The sequence below is a fragment of the Peribacillus sp. B2I2 genome, assembly GCF_041261685.1.
Taxonomy (GTDB): Bacteria; Bacillota; Bacilli; order Bacillales; family DSM-1321; genus Peribacillus.
On record NZ_JBGCCB010000001.1, the window covers coordinates 5,135,080 to 5,154,178 of the forward strand.

The window sequence follows — 19,099 nt, forward strand, 5'->3', positions numbered from 1 at the left end:
TTTTCAGTCCCCCCTCTCCTTCGTTTTTAACCGTTAATCAAACTCTCATATTCTTCAGCGCTCATCAGGTTTTCAATATCACTGCTATTTGATGGTTCCAGCACGATCATCCATGCTTTTTCAAAAGGAGATTCATTTACATATTCAGGGTTGTCACTTAAGTCTTCGTTTACTTCAACAACCTTGCCACTGATAGGAGCATACAGCTCTGAAACGGTCTTAACGGATTCAACACTTCCAAATGGTTCGTTCGCTTTCAGTTCATCCCCGATTTCTGGAAGCTCAACGAAGACGATGTCCCCAAGCTCGGACTGGGCGAAAGCTGTAATTCCAATGCGCACTGTTCCATCTTCGGTTTTGACCCATTCATGTTCTTTAGTGTAACGAAGTTCTTTTGGTGTTGTTGTCATTATAAACCCTCCATATGTACATCTTATTTTATCTATTCCATTATAAGGTAGATTTATTGTTTAAGTAAGGAATTAACCAAATATTTTGTAAAATTTCAGTTCCAAACCTGTTCGAATTGCTCTTCTTTGAAACCTACCGTCACTTTGGTACCATCCGTAACAATCGGCCTTTTCAGAAGCATGCCATCTGTGGACAATATATCAAGCATCTCTGCTTCAGAAGCTTCTTTCAGCCTATCCTTTAAGCCTAGCTCCCGATATTTTTGACCGCTAGTATTGAAAAACTTCTTCAATTCCAAATTGCTGATTTTATATAGTTGTTCTATTTCAGTTCGCGAAGGCGGATTTTCCGCTATATGAATCGCTTCATATTGCAGTTCATGATTATCCAGCCACTTCTTCGCATTACGGCATGTGCCGCATTTTGGGTACCAATATAATGTTAAGCCCATCATTTCACCACCTATCAATAGAATACCCGTTTTCACCACGCAATACAACGAAATGTCTTTTGAATTTCCATTGCGATTTCATGAAAGGAAATAAAGGGAATGCCTTTACGGGCATTCCCTTTACAGATTCTGATTCATTGCTTAAAGTGCATATTTTTCCGTTTCGATTACCTTAACGGAAGCTTCACGTTTTTTCGCAATGACATTGATTGGATTGTGTCTTGTCAGCTTGCGAAGTGAAGAAAGCATGATGCGAAGGGTATCGCCTGTTTCCACCGCAATTAACGTTTCCTTTGCATGCTGTTCTATTTCATTGAAAGCTTCCTGAACGAAAATTTCCGTGTAAAGCACTTTTTGTTTGTTCTTCTCCAGCCCTGTAGCCGCAATTGCTTTTTCCGTACGTAATACCACGGATTCAGCTGCATATGCAAGGGATGCTATATCAGCAATATTGGAGAGGATTTCTTGTTCTTGATCAAGCTTATTGCCGTATTTCTGTGCAGCAAGGCCAGCTGCCAAAATACCGATTTTCTTAGCGTTTCTAACAAGCATTTTTTCTTGTGCCAATGGCTCATCGCCAGGCTCTTCCGGCATCATCATCATTAATTCCTCTTGCAGGCCTTGAGCCTTTTGAAGAAGCGGCAATTCCCCTTTAAGTGCTTTCTTCAGGAAAGTTCCCGGTACAAGCAATCGGTTGATTTCATTTGTACCTTCAAAAATCCGGTTAATACGGGAATCACGATATGCTTTTTCAATTTCATACTCCTGCATGAAACCATAACCGCCATGAAGCTGTACGCCTTCGTCCGTAACATAATCCAATACTTCGGAAGCGAAGAATTTATTCAATGAACACTCAATTGCATATTCAGCGATTGCAGCTGCCATTGATTTCCCATCTTTCACTTGCTCATCAGTCAATTTGCTTTGCCTTTGATCATAAAGGCCAACAGTACGGTATACAGAGCTTTCTGCTGCATAAATTTTAGACGCCATTGTTGCAAGTTTTTCTTTCGTCAAGTTAAAATCGGAAATTTTCGTTTTGAACTGTTGGCGTTGATTCGTATAAGCAGCTGTAATCTCAAGGGCACGTTTAGATCCGCCGACAGCACCCACGCCTAATTTATAACGGCCAATATTCAGGATATTGAAAGCAATGACATGCCCTTTTCCGGCTACACCCAAAAGGTTTTCGACGGGTACATGAACATCTTCGAGGATTAATGTACGTGTAGATGAGCTTTTGATGCCCATTTTCTTCTCTTCAGCACCAGTTGATACACCTTCATAATCACGCTCTACAATGAAAGCAGAGAATTGTTCGCCGTCGATTTTGGCGTATACACAGAAGACATCTGCAAAACCTGCATTTGTAATCCATTGTTTTTCACCATTTAAAATATAGTGTGTTCCTTCAGCATTCAATTTCGCAGTCGTTTTTGCCCCCAAAGCATCTGAACCTGAGCTTGGTTCCGTTAAGGCATACGCAGCAATTTTCTCACCCGTTGCCAGTAAAGGGAGATATTTTTTCTTTTGTTCTTCATTTCCGAATAATACGATCGGCAAAGATCCGATACCTACGTGTGCACCATGCGTAATTCCGAAGCCGCCTGCAAGTGCCATTTTTTCTGTAATTAATGCCGAACTGATTTTATCAAGACCCAATCCGCTGTATTCCTCAGGAACGTCAGCACCAAGTAAACCGAGTTCACCTGCATGCTTCAGTAATTTTACAGAACGGTCGAATTCATGGTTTTCTAAATGTTCAACCTGCGGCAGAATTTCATTCACCACGAAATCCTCTGAAGTTTTGGCAATCATTTTATGCTCTTCGGAATAATCTTCCGGTGTAAACACTTGATCATACGTAATATCTTCTACTAAAAAAGCTCCGCCTTTAATGAGGTTATCTGTTGTTTGATTGGACATGTTTTTTCCCCCTAAGTGATTAATGAAAGTAAACCCGCCGGAAGCATGTTGACAGCTTCCGGAAGGGATGGAATTACGCTAATAATTCAAATACTCCAGCAGCTCCCATTCCGCCGCCGATACACATTGTCACAACTCCGAATTGTTGGTTTCTGCGCTTCATTTCATGAAGCAGGCTTAATGTCAATTTTGCTCCAGAACATCCCAGTGGATGGCCTAAGGCAATGGCTCCGCCATTTACATTGACAATCTCTTCATTCAGCCCCAGCTCACGAATGATTTGAATGGATTGGGAAGCGAAGGCTTCATTCAATTCAAATAAACCAATATCGGATAACTCAAGGCCTGCTAGTTTCAAAGCTTTAGGAATGGCTGCAATCGGTCCGATCCCCATAATTTCAGGCGGTACCCCCGCTACAGCAAAGGAGCGGAACTTACCAATCGGTTTCATCCCCAATGACGAGGCCTTTTCCCCATCCATGACCATGACCGCGGCTGCTCCATCACTCGTTTGTGATGAATTCCCTGCTGTTACGGATCCTGTAACAGCGAATGCAGGTCTTAGTTTTTTCAGCACTTCAACAGTCGTACCCGGACGAACGCCCTCATCCTGTGAGAATGTGAATGATTTTTCCTTTAATTTAAGATCTGGACCCACTGAGCGAAGGGTTACGTCAACCGGTACGATTTCATCCGAAAACTTTCCTTCTGCAATGGCCTTAGCCGCCTTTTGATGACTTCGTACAGAAAATGCATCTTGATCATCACGGGAAATCCCGTATTTTTTTGCAACGGCTTCAGCAGTGTGACCCATACCCATATAATATTCCGGGGCTGTTTCCGCAAGTTTCGCGTTCGGACGCGTTACATGACCCATCATTGGTAAAAGGCTCATGGATTCCGCTCCGCCTGCAATGACTGTATCACTTTGGCCGAGCATGATTCTTTCCGCTCCATAAGCGATACTTTGCAACCCGCTTGAACAATAACGATTTATGGTTATGGCTGGTACTGTATAAGGCAACCCTGCCAACGCTCCAATGTTACGCGCCATGTTCAATCCTTGCTCCGCCTCAGGCATTGCACAACCGATAATCAGGTCATCGATGGTTCCTTCATAATTCCCTGCACGCTTTAACGTTTCCTTTACAACAAGTGCCCCTAAATCATCAGGACGTACATTAGCTAGAGAACCTTTTTTCGCTCTTCCTACCGGAGTCCTTGCTCCAGCTACTATTACCGCTTCTTTCATGAGGATCCCCCTTACTCAATTTTAAGCTATCGATCTATTAATCTTCCTTATCGGTTTGGCCATATCTTCATCTAAACATCAATTACGGAGTGGTTTCCCTTTAACGAGCATGTGCTGCATCCTTGCTTGAGATTTCGGCATCGAAATCAGTTTTAGGAACGCTTGTTTTTCCAGGTTCAAGATATACTGTTCATCTACTTCCGTGCCAAACGGGAGTTTCCCCCCTGCCAGGACGTATGCAAGCTCTTTGGCTATGACAAGGTCATGATCGGATAAGAATCCAGAAAGGCGCATGGATTCCGCCCCTAAGAGAAGTGCGGCATATCCCGTTTCACCAACGACAGGAATCTTTGTGCGGGCAGGAGCGGTATAACCTTGTTCATACATGGAAATGACAGCCTGCTTCGCATCATATAGTTGATGATCCGCATTCACACTTATTCCATCATATGAATTAAGGAAATTATTCCCGCGTGCTTCCTCAGCAGAGGTCGAAACCTTTGCCATGGCGACCGTTTCAAATACTTGGTTGGCCACTTTCTGTAAATCAAAGTCGACACCCTTCGGCATATTCCTCAATGTCTTGACATAAAGTTCTTTAGTCCCGCCGCCGCCAGGGATCAAACCTACACCAGCTTCCACCAGTCCCATATATGTTTCAGTCGTTGCCTGGATGTGCGCAGCCGGAAGGGATACTTCAGCACCCCCGCCAAGTGTCATATTAAACGGGGCAACCACTACAGGAACTGCACTGTACTTAATTTTCAGCATCGCCTTTTGGAATTGGCTGATGACCATATCGAGTTCAAAAATATTGTCATCTTGCGCTTCCATCAACATCATTGCAATATTGGCGCCTACACAGAAATTCTTGCCTTGGTTTCCGATGACAAGGCCTTTAAAATTCGCTTCCGCTTCGTCGACCGCCGCATTGATCATTTGCATGATATCCAGACCGATTGCATTATTCGGCGAAGTGAATTCAAGAATGGCCACTCCATCGCCGATATCTATCAAGCTTGCACCACTGTTTTTCTTGATTACGCCTTTTTGCTTCTTGATTGCTTTAAGATTGATCACCTTAGGATTTTCGACAATTTCTTTATATTCACCATTATCATAATAGTGGACTATGCCATTTTCTTCTTTATAGAAAGAAGTGATTCCCTTGGCGAGCATATCCTTTACCCATTGCGGAACGGAGATGCCTTCCGCTTCCAGACGGGCTACCGATTTCTCTACACCTATAGCATCCCAGGTTTCAAATGGACCAGTGGACCATCCGAATCCCCATTTCATCGCTTGGTCGATTGCCACGATGTCATCCGCAATGTCCCCAAGCAGTTGGGCAGAATACACAAGCGCCGGATTCAGCACATTCCAAAGCAATTGGCCAGCACGGTCTTCGCTATAAACAAGCGCTTTCATTTTATTTGGCAAGCCCTTGGCCTGTTTAGCCATTTCAATGGACGGCGCTTTTAATTTTTTTCGTGCATCATATTCAAGCGTTTCGGGATTCAATTCAAGGATTTCTTTGCCTTTTTTCAAGAAAAACCCTTGTCCTGACTTGCTTCCAAGCCACCCATTCTTAAGCATTTCATTCATGAAATCAGGTATTTTGAAAACTTCTTTTTCTTCTCCATCCACCTGGTCATATACGTTTTTGGCAACATGTGCAAAGGTATCCAATCCAACTACATCAAGTGTCCGGAAAGTCGCGCTGGTTGCCCTTCCGATCAACGGTCCTGTAACCGAATCGACTTCACCGACACTATATCCGCCTTTTTGCATTTCCCGGAGAGTGACCAATAAACCATAAGTGCCAATGCGGTTTGCGATGAAGTTTGGCGTGTCCTTGGCTTGGACGACACCTTTCCCCAGTACATCTTCGCCAAATCGTTTCATGTATTCGAGCACTTCTGGTGAAGTTGCTTCAGTAGGGATGATTTCCAACAATTTAAGATAACGCGGCGGATTGAAGAAGTGGGTTCCCAGGAAGTGCTTTTGAAAATCCTCCGAACGGCCTTCTGCCATCGCTTCGATTGAAATTCCGGATGTATTCGATGAAATGATGCTTCCAGGTTTACGATGCTGATCAACCTGGGCAAAAACACTTTGCTTAACCTCAAGTTTCTCAACGACCACTTCGATGACCCAATCGACATCCTTTAAACGGCTTATATCATCTTCCAGGTTTCCCGCCTCGATCAACGCAATATTTCCCTTAGCCGAAAGCGGAGCTGGTTTCTGTTTTAAAAGTTTAGTAATCGCAGTTTGGCTAATGCGGTTACGCACTTGTTTATTATCTAATGTAAGACCCTTTTTCTTTTCATCCTCAGTGAGCTCACGAGGTACAATATCCAATAATAAAGTCGGAATGCCGATGTTAGCAAGGTGTGCAGCAATCCCTGATCCCATAACTCCTGACCCTAGAACAGCAGCCTTTCGTATTTGTCGAACCAAGTTCATATCCCCCTTACGCAATGTATTGAATGAATGCTCATTCATTTTTAACCCAAAAATTTTTTGAATATTTTTTCTTATTACTAATATAGAATATATTTGGAAATTCCGCAATGATTAAACAGGAAAAAAATATTTTTTTCTCCAAATTCCTTTGGTTATTTCTCCTCCGTTCAGTAAAAAATAACCGTGCAGGAGGTGACTTATAAAATGAAGCGTAAAGATAATCCTTCTAAAGCAGCCGTAAGTGCAGCAAGCGTTAAAGGCAATGCCGGCCCTGGCGCTGAACGTCAACATGGAATCAATAAAGTGAACAGCCAGAACAATCAGTTTAAAAAATAAATCCTTCTTAATTTGAGCAGCCGTCCCTTATCCGGGGCGGCTCTCGCTTCCTATTTCTTGAATAGGCCTTTTAAAACGAAAGCAATATTGGCCGGTCTCTCCGCAAGGCGGCGCATGAAATATCCATACCAATCCGTACCATAAGGAACATATACCCTTACCTTATATCCTTCTTCAGCAAGCTCAAGCTGCTTTTCATTGCGTATGCCATATAACATTTGAAATTCAAATCGATCCCGGGGAATTCCCTGATCTTTGACCAAGTCCCTCGTAAAATCGATGATTTTATCATCATGTGTGGCAACTGCGGTATAATTGCCATTCAGCAAATGCTGCTTGATAATTTTCTTGAAATTCTCATCCACATCTTTTTTCTCGGGAAAAGCCACTTCCCTCGGTTCTTTATAAGCTCCTTTAACAAGTCTTAAATTCGGATGGTATGCATCCAGCTCCTCAATATCCTTCTCAGTCCGATACAGATAAGCTTGGATTACGGTCCCCAATTCATTATATTCAGACTTTAGGTTTTTGAATACATCCAAAGTTGGCTGACAGCGCGGAAAATCTTCCATATCAAGCGTCACGAAAACCTGATGGGCTTTAGCTTCATCCAAAATCCTCCGCATGTTATTCATTACGACCCGTTCGGACACATCCAAGCCCATCGAGGTCAACTTCAGGGATAACTGTGAATCCAGTTGATTTCTGCCAATCATGCGAATCGCTTCGATACACTCATCTGCCATCTTCCCTGCTTCATGTTCATCTTCAATGAATTCACCTAAATAATCAAGGGTAACAGCAAGCCCTTTCCGGTTAAGATCTGAAATCACACCGGATGCCATATTCAATGATTCTCCTGCCACGAAACGAGATGCACCAAACCGAAGCCCGTATTTTTTCGCTGCCTTTGTCATGCTTTTGTTCTTTGATAAAAAAAGCAATAGATTTTTCAATATTCCTTCCATCTGCATTCCCCTCCAAATCATTTTGGAAAATAGATGCACAAGATTATTTTACCATTTAATTCATTTTTCAGACATTTAGAATCAAGAATAAATAAATTTCATTAAGGGAAAATTAAGTTCGTTTAAAGAACACTTAAGGAGGTAGAATGATGGAACAGCAAAATTCGTTTAACAGCCAACAGCAGTCCACCGGCTTTATGAAGCAGCCGCCGGAAATGGTTTCGGTGAAAGATAGCTTATACTTAACCGATATGCTTGCATGGAATCTGAATGCGATTAAAAAAGCACATTTTTTTGCCACACAATGCAAGGACCCGCAAATCATTGATGCATTAAATCGGTGCGGTCTCATGCATCAACGCCATTACGATACCATTTTGAAACATTTGAACCCGGACCAAATTCAGGGTCAACAACAATACCAGTAAAGGAGGGTTCTTGATGCCCAATGAAAACAAAGTTCAAAATCCAGAATCTCCTGTAGCCAAGACACCGCAAATGAATGACAGGGATTTTATAAATGATATGCTTACAACTGAAAAGTACTTTTGTAACTCCTTTTCCGTTGCCTTGCATGAAATGAGTAACCAAGCATTATTCCAAGACATTTTCTCCGTATCAAAAGAAAATCAGGAGATGCAGCGTGAGCTCTATAACCTTATGTTTGAAAAAGGCTGGTATAGTTTAGAAAAGGCGCAAGCTACCAGCTTAGGCCAATCGTACCAACAATTTTCCGGATATAAAAATCAATTTCCTTCTGGATCGAACCTTCAATAAGTAAACATTCAGGGGGCGGATTCTGCTCCTTTTGTTTTTTTGCTACCAATAAAGCCGGCCCATGGTGGGCCGGCTTTCCATTTAGATATCCGTTGAAAACATATACTTCTTATAGTGATACCGAATGCTGAATATTAAGCCCATGGCCATCATGTTCCCCATTAGCGAGCTTCCTCCATAACTGACAAATGGAAGCGGAATCCCCGTAATCGGTAAAAGGCCTACAGTCATGCCGATATTCTGAAAAACATGAAACGTCAACATGCTTATAACGCCAACACAGATATATGTATAGAAGTTATTTTTCGTGTCCATTCCCGTTTTTGTTATATGGTAAATCAATAGGAAAAACAAGGAAATAATGATACTTGATCCGATGAAGCCGAATTCTTCACCGATGATACTGAAAATGAAATCCGAATGACTTTCAGGCAAATACACTTCCCTCGAACCGATTCCCTTGCCTGTGGTCTGGCCGGAGCCGATAGCCAGTAATGATTTGGTTAAGTGATATCCTTCGGAGCTGGCATAATTATATGGATCCAGCCAAGAATAGATACGGCCGAATTGATATGATTTTACCCCTAGGTATTTTTCCAGGATTTCCGGCTTCCAAAGGACGAAGTATAGGACCACTGAAGCGACGACAATTCCTCCCGAAACGATGGGCAGCAGGATCTTCCATGATACACCTGATATGAAAATCATTCCGAGCATGATTGACATGATGACAAGCGAGGTACCCAAATCCGGCTGTTGCATGATTAACAATAAGGGGGCACCAGTCACAAGACCGATTTTAATAAGTAGCCAAATATCGGTTTGAATTGTTTTCAACGTGTTTTTGAGATGATGGTTCGAGATGACATTCGCTAAAGCCAGGATCAGGAAAACCTTCATGAATTCCGATGGCTGAATCGAACCGATTCCCGGAATGATGAACCAACTTTTCGCACCATTCCGGACAGGAACGATGGAATCTGGCATAATGATCAGCAAAAAAAGCAAAAATAATCCGAAGCCATAGGCATACCAAGAGATTTTTTTCAGCTGATCCGAATCCAGGGTGATGAACCCTAATACGATTCCGATCCCCACTATATACCAAAAAATTTGTTTAATTAAGAAGTTTTCAGCGTACTGTCCAGTCGTTTGGGCACTATAGATTGCTAAGCAACTTCCAACGCATAATAACAGCAATATTGTGACCAAAGAAAAATCTATTCGTGATGAAAATTTATTTTGTTCTTCCATGCTTAACTCTCCCTTAAAAAGGCTCCTGCGATACAACTATAAATACACTTATTCATTATACTTTAAACAAATAAAATCACAACTATATAGAAGAATAGTTTACAGGCTTCACGGAGTTATTTCCATGAAGCCTGTAGGCAGGGGGAGTTATACATGTGATTCCCTTGATTTTCTCCGTTTCAGCAATCTGCTGACCAATCCATGGCTTGGGGAAAAGAGAAAGGTCAATCCGAATAATATGGCGGCCGATCCCACCATGCAACCGGATATCGATGCATCCATAATGGTAGCTGAATAGTAACCAATGATGGAACTTAGCACCCCGACCCCGATACTGACCAATATCATACGGCTTAAACGGTCTGATAACAGATAAGCCGTTGCCGCAGGTATGATGAGCATTCCAACTACTAAAATGGAACCTACACTATCAAAAGAAGCTACAGTTGTCAGTGAAATGAGGCTCATCAATAAGTAATGAAAGAACAGTACAGGAATTCCCATTGCAGCCGCAAGTGATGGATCAAAGGATACGAGTTTAAACTGTTTGAAGAAAAGGAAAATCAGGATGAGGTTCAGGATGAAGCAACCGCCGACGATCCAAACAGCTTTTGGTCCAGCCTCGATTCCCGCGATGGTCATCGTGTTCCAGGGGGTATAGGCTATTTCGCCATAAAGGACATGTTCCAGGTCAAAATCTATTTGTTGCGTATACAAGCTCACGAGTACGATCCCCATTGCAAAAAGGGAAGTGAATACAATCCCGATCGCTGCGTCAGATTGAACGCCCGACGATTGGAACAGCTGGATTAAGAATACTGTAAGTAAACCTAGAGCAGCTGCCCCGATCAGCATTGGAACCGAGTCACGAGTCCCGGTTATTAAAAATGCCAATACGATTCCCGGCAAAACGGAATGACTGATGGCATCCCCTATCAACGTCATTTTCCTGACTATCAAAAAGCATCCTAATACACTGCAAGAACTCGCCACCAATGCTCCGACTAAAATAATCCAAAAATCATTCATGATGAGTGGCTCCTTTTCCTTCTATCCTGTTCGAGAGAATATTTCTTTTTTGTCGATACCCTTCTCCATACAGATGAAAGCACTCCGCGTTTAGGTGCAAAAAGCATGGAAAAGAAAAACCATACCGTCGCGGATAAGACAATTAAAGGTCCTGTTGGTAAATCATTCACTGATGTACTGATCAACGTTCCAGACACACCGCTCAACATTCCGAATACACCGGACAGGATGACCATGATATGCAGCCGCTCCGTCCAATACCTCGCAGAAACGGCTGGCGTGATTAGTAAAGATGCCATCAATACGACGCCTACAGCTTGGATACCGATCACTACAGCTGCCACGATCAGCATCATGATGAAATAATCCAGAAAAACAACCGGCAATCCCATCCCCTTAGCAAACCCAGGGTCAAAGGATAGTAATTTGAATTCTTTAAAAAACACGGTACAAGTGAAAATGAGTATAAAGGAAACCGTCATCATCATATATACATCGGACATGACCATTGAAGCCGTCTGCCCGAATAAAAAGGTATCCAATCCACTCTGGTTTCCATACTCGCTCTGCTGAATCTGTGTAAGCATGACAATTCCGAAGCCAAAGAAGGAAGATAAGACGATTCCCAAGGCCGCATCCTGCTTGATCTTACTGTATCGCGTTAGCACACTGATCAAGAAAACAGCCACTAAGCCAGCCAGGGCAGCTCCTATAAGAAAATAGGAAGTGGATTTCACTCCAGTTAACATAAAGGCGACACAGATACCTGGTAAAGCTGCATGTGCTAGTGTGTCGCCAAGCAAAGACTGCTTTCTGAGGTAGGCAAAACTGCCGATGACCCCACTGCTTAATCCTAGGAACATCGTGCCAAGCAAAATCCACCTTGTATTTGGATCAGTAATAATATCCAGTATATTCATCGTGTACACCTCATTTTAATAACAGGCCGGACTTTGTGTCTGATAGTATCGCTAGGCGGCCTCCATATGTTGCCTGCAAGTATTCGGGAATGAACACTTCTTCTGTCGGTCCTATTTTCATCACCTTTTTATTCAATAACATCGTCCAGTCGAAATATTCCTTCACGGTGGAAAGATCATGGTGCACAACCAGAACGGTTTTGCCTTTTTCCTTCAATTCCATCAGCAATTGTATGATTGCTTTCTCTGTTGCGGCATCCACCCCTACGAACGGTTCATCCATAAAATAAATATCCGCTTCCTGTGCCAATGCACGGGCCAGGAATATTCTTTGCTGCTGCCCGCCTGATAGCTGGCTGATTTGGCGGTTAGCGTATTCAGCCATCCCCACCTTATCAAGGCACTCCATCCCCTTCTGCTTTTCGGCCTTCCCTGGTCGCTTCAGCCATCCGAGATGACCATATCTGCCCATCATCACGACATCGAGTGCGTTGGTCGGAAAATCCCAATCCACTGACTCCCGCTGCGGTACATAGCCGATACTTTTCCTCATCGATTTATAAGTAGATCCCTTTATTGTGATTTCCCCCGATATTTTTGGAATCAATTCGAGTATCCCCTTTATCAAGGTGGATTTCCCTGCTCCATTGGGGCCAATGATACCAATTAAATTCCCTTCAGGCACCTCAAATGAGACATCTTCAACAACCGGTTTCTTATGATAAGCAATCGTTAAATTCTCGACCTTCAAAGCTGATTGATACATTTTTTCTCCCCCTTATTTCAAAGCACGAACGATGGTGTCGGTATTATGACGGACCATTCCGATATACGTTCCTTCTTCCGTCCCTCTTTCACCCATTGCATCCGAGAATAATTCACCGCCAATTTCCACTTTATGGCCCTGCTTCCCGGCACCTTGAATCACAGCCTCGATAGCCTTCCTTGGCACGCTAGACTCAATGAAAATCGCTTTTATTTTGTTCTCTACAAGATAATTCCGCATATCAGTCACATCTTTTGATCCATATTCCGATAATGTATTGATCCCTTGAAGCCCTCTTACGTCCAGACCATATGACTGGCCGAAGTATCCAAAAGCATCATGTGCTGTAACGAGCACCCGTTGATCTTCTGGTATTTCATTTATTTCTTCTTGAACATATTTATCAAGTTCCTCCAACTGCAGTACGTACTCTTCATAATTTTCACGATAACTTGATTCATGGTCCGGATCAGTAGCAATCAACTCTTTCTTAACTGCTTCCGCCGCTACTATCCAAAGCTTTACATCAAACCATACGTGGGGATCATGTTCCGTCGCACTAACTTTTCGAAGTTGGTCCTCCTTGAAATCCTCCGTTACGGCAATCGTCGGTTTATCCTTGCTCATCATTTCAAATATATCCGTCATTTTCCCCTCAAGATGCACACCGTTATAAAAAATCATATCAGCCGAATCCAGTGTCTTCACATCACCCTGTGTCGCTTTATATAGATGGGGGTCGACTCCCGGTCCCATTAAACTTGTGACCTCTACATGTTTACCGCCGATATTCTCAACCAAGTCCCCAATCATTCCCGTTGTTGCAACGACATTCAACTTGCTATTGCCTTTATCCCTTTCGGCCGCGTCATTGCCGCACCCCGTTAAAATCAGCAATGCAGCAAGCACGCCCCCAATAGATTTTAGAAAACCCATCCATATTCCCTCCCTTTTTCATCTCTCTAAAAATGTTTGCCATGTGCAAAATTAAGCGTAAATTTTTTTACATTGTCGCAAATGCTAAAAAGTTTCCTCTACACAACTTATTTTATACTATACACAAGTATATGAAAAAAGTGCAACAATTTTTTCATAAAGCAGATTAATCATTTATTAAAAATCCCCAAAAATAACTTCGGGATCTGAGTTCACCGAATGATTTTACAAACAGCAAAAAACTGTCCGGAAAATCACGTGCACCTTCCGGACAGTCAGTCATTTCTATGAAGAAGAGTTCCCTCTTCCATAACATGAAACGTGATGAAGTTATATTTATATTGTGGAGTTTTAATGGTGAAAATAAACTTGAGGGGCTATTTCGATTGTTTATGGCGGGAAAACGTGAAATTCACGAGTAAATGCATGGGTTTCACGAGTTAAGTGTCAAAATTCACGAGTAAAAGCGCGGATTTCACGAGTAAAGTGCCAAAATTCACGAGTAAATGCGGAATTCACGAGTAATTCCTTATTATTCACTAGGAAAATGGCGAATTTCACGCCTAATGCCGTGGAATACAGAGTAAATCGCGTAATTCCCGACGGGCATCCCGTCATTCCATGTGCGCTGCCACTCATTTTTCCGACTTCAATGAAATTGCCAGGTACGCCAATCCCAATTCGATTCCGCAAAGTACACACAGGGTAATTAAAGTTTGGACCATCATGATCTCCTCCTCCTCTAAGACTTAAACCAATCTTAAAGGATGAAACCCATACCAGAACAAGACCTTATTTGAAGAAATCCTCAGCAGCCCCACTGTGTTCTCTTGCTATGAAATGGGTTTCATACTGTACAATATAAAAAAAGAAAATACGGTGATCCCATGACAAATATTAAAGAAATTGCTCAAAGTGCTGGTGTATCTGTCTCAACAGTGTCCCGTGTATTGAATGACCATCCTTATGTAAGCCCTGAAAAAAGAGCGAGCGTTTTACAAGCCATTGACCGTTTGAATTATTCAAGAAACATCAACGCCATCCATCTTTCTAAAGGCAAAACAAATCTTATCGGCATCATCATCCCCTTCACCAATCACCCATATTACGGGGCAATCGTTAACGGAATTTCTAAACAGGCGAATGCAATCGGCTGTCATCTAGTCATCTTTCAGACCCATTACGAAAGAGAGAAAGAAATCCAGGCTTTGGATATGCTGCAAATGAAGCAACTCGATGGCATTATCGTTTGTTCAAGAATTTCGGAAATGAAAATCCTCTTGGAGTATCAAAAATATGGACCGATTATCTTATGTGAAGATACAGCCCAGGCTGAATTCTCATCCATCAGCGTTGATCATTATGCAGCTTTCTCCTGTGCCCTTGAATACGTGATTGCTAAAGGTTATCAGAAAATCGGATACAGTCTTGGCCGTAAAAAGAGCAGAAACAGTTCTCTCCGTACAAAGGCTTTTAACGATATCATGAGTAAACATCAACTTATAAACAATAAAGATTGGCTGTTTGAAGGCAGTTATCACATCAAAGACGGTGAACAATTGTTTCAGGATTGGAATTCGATGATGAATAAACCTGAGGCCATCATCATCACTAATGATGACACGGCGGCAGGCTTCATTCTAACAGCTAAGAAATCTGGCTTGAGGGTACCTGAAGATGTGGCCATTCTCGGCTTCAATAATGATAGCCTGAGTGAAATGCTCGAAATCACGACCATTTCCTTACCGCTGGAATGGATTGGGAAAATGGCAGTGGATCTATTCGAGAATCCCGAAGTGGTCAAACATGTAAAACTGGAATACGCCCTTATAAAAAGAAGGAGCGTTTAATAACGCTAAGAATAGCTTTACTTTTGTATCATCAAATCTTCCAGACTTTCTTGAACTAGGAAAAAATAACCACATAAAATAATCATTGCGATATCCATGAGATTATTTTATAATTTTGATATAGTAAAGTTTACTCAATTACTAGCAATCTATTAGCTATTGCATGAATTTCATGAGTATAATCGTCCGTCGTCAATTACAAGATGGCGCAACGATTTAAGAAAATTGAATACTTCCTCATTTACCGATGAGTTAGAGGCTGCAGCTTATAAAAGTAAAACGGACGAGATTCTGGAAAATTAAAGACTCCGTTTGAAAGGATAAGTTGCCGAAGTTTGGGTATATTCCATGTATACCTTGGCTGGCGGTGTTTCCGAACAGGAACATCACTGTCACGTTTTTTCTAAAAGCGTGGGGAGCTATCTTCGGAAGGATAAACGGGTTTATTACAAACAGCCGTCGATCTTTTTCGACTGCTGTTTTTTATATTTCGTTCCCTTCCAATAAAAAGGAGTGTAACATCAATTGGCAAATTCACAACAAGCATCAAGCCCTACTGAATTGAAAAGGAGCCTGAAAGCGCGGCACTTGATGATGATTTCATTAGGTGGAACGATTGGAACAGGTTTATTTTTAGCAAGTGGCGGTGCCATTCATTCAGCCGGACCCGGCGGTGCCTTGGTGGCATACGCGATTATCGGCATCATGGTTTATTACTTAATGACAAGTCTTGCAGAAATGGCAGCGTTCATGCCAGTGGCCGGTTCGTTCCGTGTCTATGCATCCAAATTCGTCGATCCGTCTTTCGGTTTTGCGATTGGATGGAACTACTGGTATAACTGGGCAATCACCATTGCCGCTGAATTAGCAGCCGTTGTCTTAATTATGAAGTTCTGGTTCCCGGATAGTCCTTCCTTTATCTGGAGTGCCATTGCATTAATCACAATGTTTCTTATCAATTACATGTCCGTTAAAGGTTTTGGGGAAACGGAATTCTGGTTTGCCATGATCAAAGTCGTGACGGTCGTCATATTCTTGATCACTGGTGTTTTGATCATACTCGGAATCATGGGTGGGAAAGACCCAATTGGTTTTTCCAATTTCACAATGGGCGAAGGTCCCTTTAACGGGGGGTTCTTCACGATTCTAGGCGTATTCATGGCAGCTGGCTTTTCTTTCCAAGGAACGGAATTGCTTGGAGTGACGGCTGGTGAAAGTGAGGATCCGGAAAAAAATATCCCTAAAGCGATCAGATCCGTTTTCTGGCGCATCATCTTATTCTATATCCTTGCAATTTTTGTAATTGGAATGATCATACCGTTTACGGATTCACGTTTATTGAGTGAAGATGTTGCCGTAAGTCCATTCACGCTTGTATTTGAACGTGCGGGCCTTGCATTTGCTGCATCCATCATGAACGCGATCATTTTATCATCCGTACTCTCTGCCGGTAACTCTGGCATGTACGCTTCAACCCGTATGCTATGGGACTTGGCACGTGATGGGAAAGCACCGAAATTCCTTGGCAAGTTAGATAAAAGAGGAGTACCAGTGAATGCACTTATCGTGACTTCCTTAGTTGGCTGCGTTGCATTCTTAGCTTCATTTTTCGGAGATGGTGTTGTTTATATCTGGTTATTGAATGCTTCAGGCATGGCCGGATTCGTCACCTGGGTCGGGATTGCGATTGCCCATTATCGGTTCCGCAAAGCCTACGTGGCTCAAGGCCTTGATATGAATGCTTTACCATACCGGGCCAAAGGCTTCCCATTCGGACCTATATTCGCACTTGTCCTTTGTATCATCATTATCATTGGACAAGGCTATCAAGCCTTCAGCAGCAATGGGATCGATTGGAATTCAATGTTCGTTTCCTACATTGGCTTGATTCTATTTTTCGTCCTATGGTTCGGCTATAAAATTAAGCATAAAACGAAAATAATTCCCCTTGAGGAATGTGACCTTAAATCCAAATAATACGTAAAAGGACCTGCTCTTCTCTAAACGGGGAAGAACAGGTCCTTTTTTCATTTCAAATGATAAACACGACATTCATATGGACGCAGAGGTTTGGTGGAGATTCCTTCTTCTTCCTGATCATAATTACCGATCAGCCTTGTAGCAGAATATGCATGCAGCTCTTCAGGCAAAGAATAGGAGGCCGGCTCCTCTTTAAAGTTGCATAGCACTAACAGCTTTTCTTCTTCAAACGTTCTCGTATAGGCAAATATTCGTTCATCATCTGGACAGAGCAGTTCAAAACGGCCATAAACGACGATTTCATGATTCTTGCGTATTTGGATAAGCCTTTTATAAAAATGAAAAATGGAATTCGGATCATTGTAGGCTTTTTCCGCATTGATCTCGGGAAAATTGGGATTAACCTTAATCCATGGACTCCCATTTGTGAATCCTGCGTTCCGGGAGTCATTCCACTGAATCGGTGTCCTCGCATTATCCCTGCTGCGGGCGTGAATGGCTGACATCATCCGCTCTTTTGACCAGCCACGCGAATTGACGAGTTCGTCATATGAATTCAACGTTTCAATATCCCGGTATTCATCGATGCTTTCAAATGCAACATTGGTCATGCCCAACTCTTCGCCTTGATATATATAAGGTGTCCCCTGAAGCATATGAAGACAAGCGGCAAGCATCTTTGCGCTTTCAATACGATACTTTCCATCATTTCCAAACCTTGAGACAACCCGGGGCTGATCATGATTGTTCCAGTATAAACTGTTCCAGCCATTCCCCTCCAAACCAGTCTGCCACTTGGAAAGAATTCGCTTTAAATCGCTTAGCTTCCACTTATCGTTACTCCATTTCCCTTCTGGTCCGCACCCCAAATCCATATGTTCGAATTGAAAGACCATATGTAGCTCACCACGATCTTTACCTGTGAACAATTGTGCTTCCTCGGGTGTGACGCCTGGCATCTCCCCAACGGTAATCACGTCATATCGAGAAAGTGCCCGTTGATTGATTTCCTGTAAAAACTCATGTATGCGCGGTCCATTCAGGAAAAAGGGGCTTCCATCACCATACTGCTTCTCATGATGAACGGATCCATCTGAATAGCTCTGATCTTTTGAAAGGAAGTTGATGACATCCATCCGAAATCCATCGACACCCTTATCCAGCCACCAAGTCATCATGCTGTAGATTTCTTCACGGAGCTTAGGGTTCTCCCAGTTTAAATCAGGTTGTTTCTTGCTGAATAAATGTAAATAATATTCATCCGTTCCTTCATCATATTCCCATGCCGAACCTTTAAAAATGGACTCCCAATTATTTGGCTCTTCCCCATTCCTTCCAGGTTTCCAAATATAATAATCACGCTTTGGATTATCTTTTGAGGATCGGGATTCAATGAACCACGAATGTTCATCTGAAGAATGGTTGACCACCAGATCCATCATGATCTTCATCCCACGTTCATGCACCGCCTTCAGCAACCTATCAAAATCAGCCATTGTCCCGAATTCAGTCATGATTGATCGATAATCACTGATATCGTACCCATTGTCATCATTGGGAGATTGATAAATGGGGGATAGCCATATCACGTTCACACCCAGCTCTTGTAAATAATCGAGTTTCATCAAGATCCCGTTTAAATCCCCTATCCCATCTCCATCACTATCCATAAAACTCCTTGGATACACTTGATACACAACTGCCTCTTTCCACCATGCTTTGTCCATGCCTTTCCTCCCCTCTTTAAACGCATTGACATAATCATTACACC

Annotated in this window: 18 protein-coding genes and 1 riboswitch; of the genes, 5 read left to right on the top strand and 13 right to left on the bottom strand. The window is 42.5% G+C overall.

What is annotated here, in order from left to right; translation table 11 throughout:
• Positions 1-26: 26 nt before the first annotated feature.
• The 5 genes from gcvH to ABIE66_RS25705 form a co-directional block, all read right to left on the bottom strand.
• Positions 27-410, bottom strand: coding sequence for a glycine cleavage system protein GcvH (gene gcvH, locus ABIE66_RS25685; RefSeq protein WP_125162586.1), 384 nt, complete (start codon positions 408-410; stop codon positions 27-29).
• A gap of 95 nt (positions 411-505) precedes the next feature.
• Positions 506-862, bottom strand: a complete 357-nt coding sequence (locus tag ABIE66_RS25690; RefSeq protein ID WP_289314487.1) for an arsenate reductase family protein — start codon at positions 860-862, stop codon at positions 506-508.
• 141 nt (positions 863-1,003) lie between these two features.
• Positions 1,004-2,791 carry an acyl-CoA dehydrogenase family protein gene (locus ABIE66_RS25695; protein WP_370016741.1) on the bottom strand — a complete coding sequence of 596 codons (1,788 nt, stop codon included), beginning with the start codon at positions 2,789-2,791 and terminating at the stop codon, positions 1,004-1,006.
• 73 nt (positions 2,792-2,864) lie between these two features.
• On the bottom strand, positions 2,865-4,043 hold the full coding sequence (locus ABIE66_RS25700; RefSeq protein WP_370016742.1) for an acetyl-CoA C-acetyltransferase: 1,179 nt from the start codon (positions 4,041-4,043) through the stop codon (positions 2,865-2,867).
• 78 nt (positions 4,044-4,121) lie between these two features.
• A complete protein-coding gene (locus ABIE66_RS25705; RefSeq protein ID WP_370016743.1) occupies positions 4,122-6,506 on the bottom strand; it encodes a 3-hydroxyacyl-CoA dehydrogenase/enoyl-CoA hydratase family protein in 2,385 nt (794 codons plus the stop codon).
• Between the two features lie 210 nt (positions 6,507-6,716).
• On the opposite strand from ABIE66_RS25705, the gene ABIE66_RS25710 reads away from it, so the two are divergent.
• Entirely contained in the window at positions 6,717-6,848 is a 132-nt protein-coding gene (locus ABIE66_RS25710; protein ID WP_289314483.1) for a YuzL family protein, read from the top strand.
• Between the two features lie 50 nt (positions 6,849-6,898).
• Here the strand turns inward: ABIE66_RS25710 and ABIE66_RS25715 are convergent, their stop codons facing one another.
• Positions 6,899-7,816, bottom strand: coding sequence for a proline dehydrogenase family protein (locus ABIE66_RS25715; RefSeq protein ID WP_370016744.1), 918 nt, complete (start codon positions 7,814-7,816; stop codon positions 6,899-6,901).
• A gap of 149 nt (positions 7,817-7,965) precedes the next feature.
• Between ABIE66_RS25715 and ABIE66_RS25720 the strand changes: the two genes are divergently transcribed.
• On the top strand, positions 7,966-8,244 hold the full coding sequence (locus tag ABIE66_RS25720; RefSeq protein ID WP_289326868.1) for a hypothetical protein: 279 nt from the start codon (positions 7,966-7,968) through the stop codon (positions 8,242-8,244).
• A gap of 13 nt (positions 8,245-8,257) precedes the next feature.
• Positions 8,258-8,593: a spore coat protein gene (locus tag ABIE66_RS25725; protein WP_289326869.1), complete on the top strand. Its 336-nt coding sequence runs from the start codon at positions 8,258-8,260 to the stop codon at positions 8,591-8,593.
• Positions 8,594-8,674: 81 nt separating this feature from the next.
• On the opposite strand, the gene ABIE66_RS25730 is transcribed toward ABIE66_RS25725, so the two are convergent.
• The 6 genes from ABIE66_RS25730 to ABIE66_RS25755 form a co-directional block, all read right to left on the bottom strand.
• Entirely contained in the window at positions 8,675-9,847 is a 1,173-nt protein-coding gene (locus tag ABIE66_RS25730) for an FtsW/RodA/SpoVE family cell cycle protein (protein WP_289326870.1), read from the bottom strand.
• Between the two features lie 147 nt (positions 9,848-9,994).
• The gene (locus ABIE66_RS25735; protein ID WP_370016745.1) at positions 9,995-10,876 is read right to left on the bottom strand and encodes a metal ABC transporter permease; all 882 of its coding nucleotides are present in this window, start codon (positions 10,874-10,876) and stop codon (positions 9,995-9,997) included.
• Positions 10,873-11,796 (bottom strand): metal ABC transporter permease, encoded by a 924-nt coding sequence (locus ABIE66_RS25740; RefSeq protein ID WP_370016746.1) that lies wholly within the window; start codon positions 11,794-11,796, stop codon positions 10,873-10,875. The genes ABIE66_RS25735 and ABIE66_RS25740 overlap by 4 nt, the downstream gene beginning before the upstream one ends.
• Before the next feature lie 10 nt (positions 11,797-11,806).
• Entirely contained in the window at positions 11,807-12,562 is a 756-nt protein-coding gene (locus tag ABIE66_RS25745; protein ID WP_289326873.1) for a metal ABC transporter ATP-binding protein, read from the bottom strand.
• Between the two features lie 12 nt (positions 12,563-12,574).
• Positions 12,575-13,498 (bottom strand): metal ABC transporter solute-binding protein, Zn/Mn family, encoded by a 924-nt coding sequence (locus ABIE66_RS25750; protein WP_289326874.1) that lies wholly within the window; start codon positions 13,496-13,498, stop codon positions 12,575-12,577.
• 447 nt (positions 13,499-13,945) lie between these two features.
• On the bottom strand, positions 13,946-14,200 hold the full coding sequence (locus ABIE66_RS25755; RefSeq protein ID WP_370016747.1) for a hypothetical protein: 255 nt from the start codon (positions 14,198-14,200) through the stop codon (positions 13,946-13,948).
• Positions 14,201-14,385: 185 nt separating this feature from the next.
• Here ABIE66_RS25755 and ABIE66_RS25760 point away from each other — a divergent pair, with 185 nt between their 5' ends.
• Both ABIE66_RS25760 and ABIE66_RS25765 read left to right on the top strand, forming a co-directional pair.
• Entirely contained in the window at positions 14,386-15,348 is a 963-nt protein-coding gene (locus ABIE66_RS25760) for a LacI family DNA-binding transcriptional regulator (protein ID WP_370016748.1), read from the top strand.
• A 245-nt stretch (positions 15,349-15,593) separates the two neighbouring features.
• A riboswitch (Lysine riboswitch) is annotated at positions 15,594-15,778 on the top strand.
• A 95-nt stretch (positions 15,779-15,873) separates the two neighbouring features.
• Complete coding sequence (locus ABIE66_RS25765) at positions 15,874-17,325, top strand: amino acid permease (protein ID WP_289326877.1); 1,452 nt, start codon at positions 15,874-15,876, stop codon at positions 17,323-17,325.
• 50 nt (positions 17,326-17,375) lie between these two features.
• Here the strand turns inward: ABIE66_RS25765 and ABIE66_RS25770 are convergent, their stop codons facing one another.
• Positions 17,376-19,055 carry a glycoside hydrolase family 13 protein gene (locus tag ABIE66_RS25770; RefSeq protein ID WP_370016749.1) on the bottom strand — a complete coding sequence of 560 codons (1,680 nt, stop codon included), beginning with the start codon at positions 19,053-19,055 and terminating at the stop codon, positions 17,376-17,378.
• Positions 19,056-19,099 lie beyond the last annotated feature (44 nt).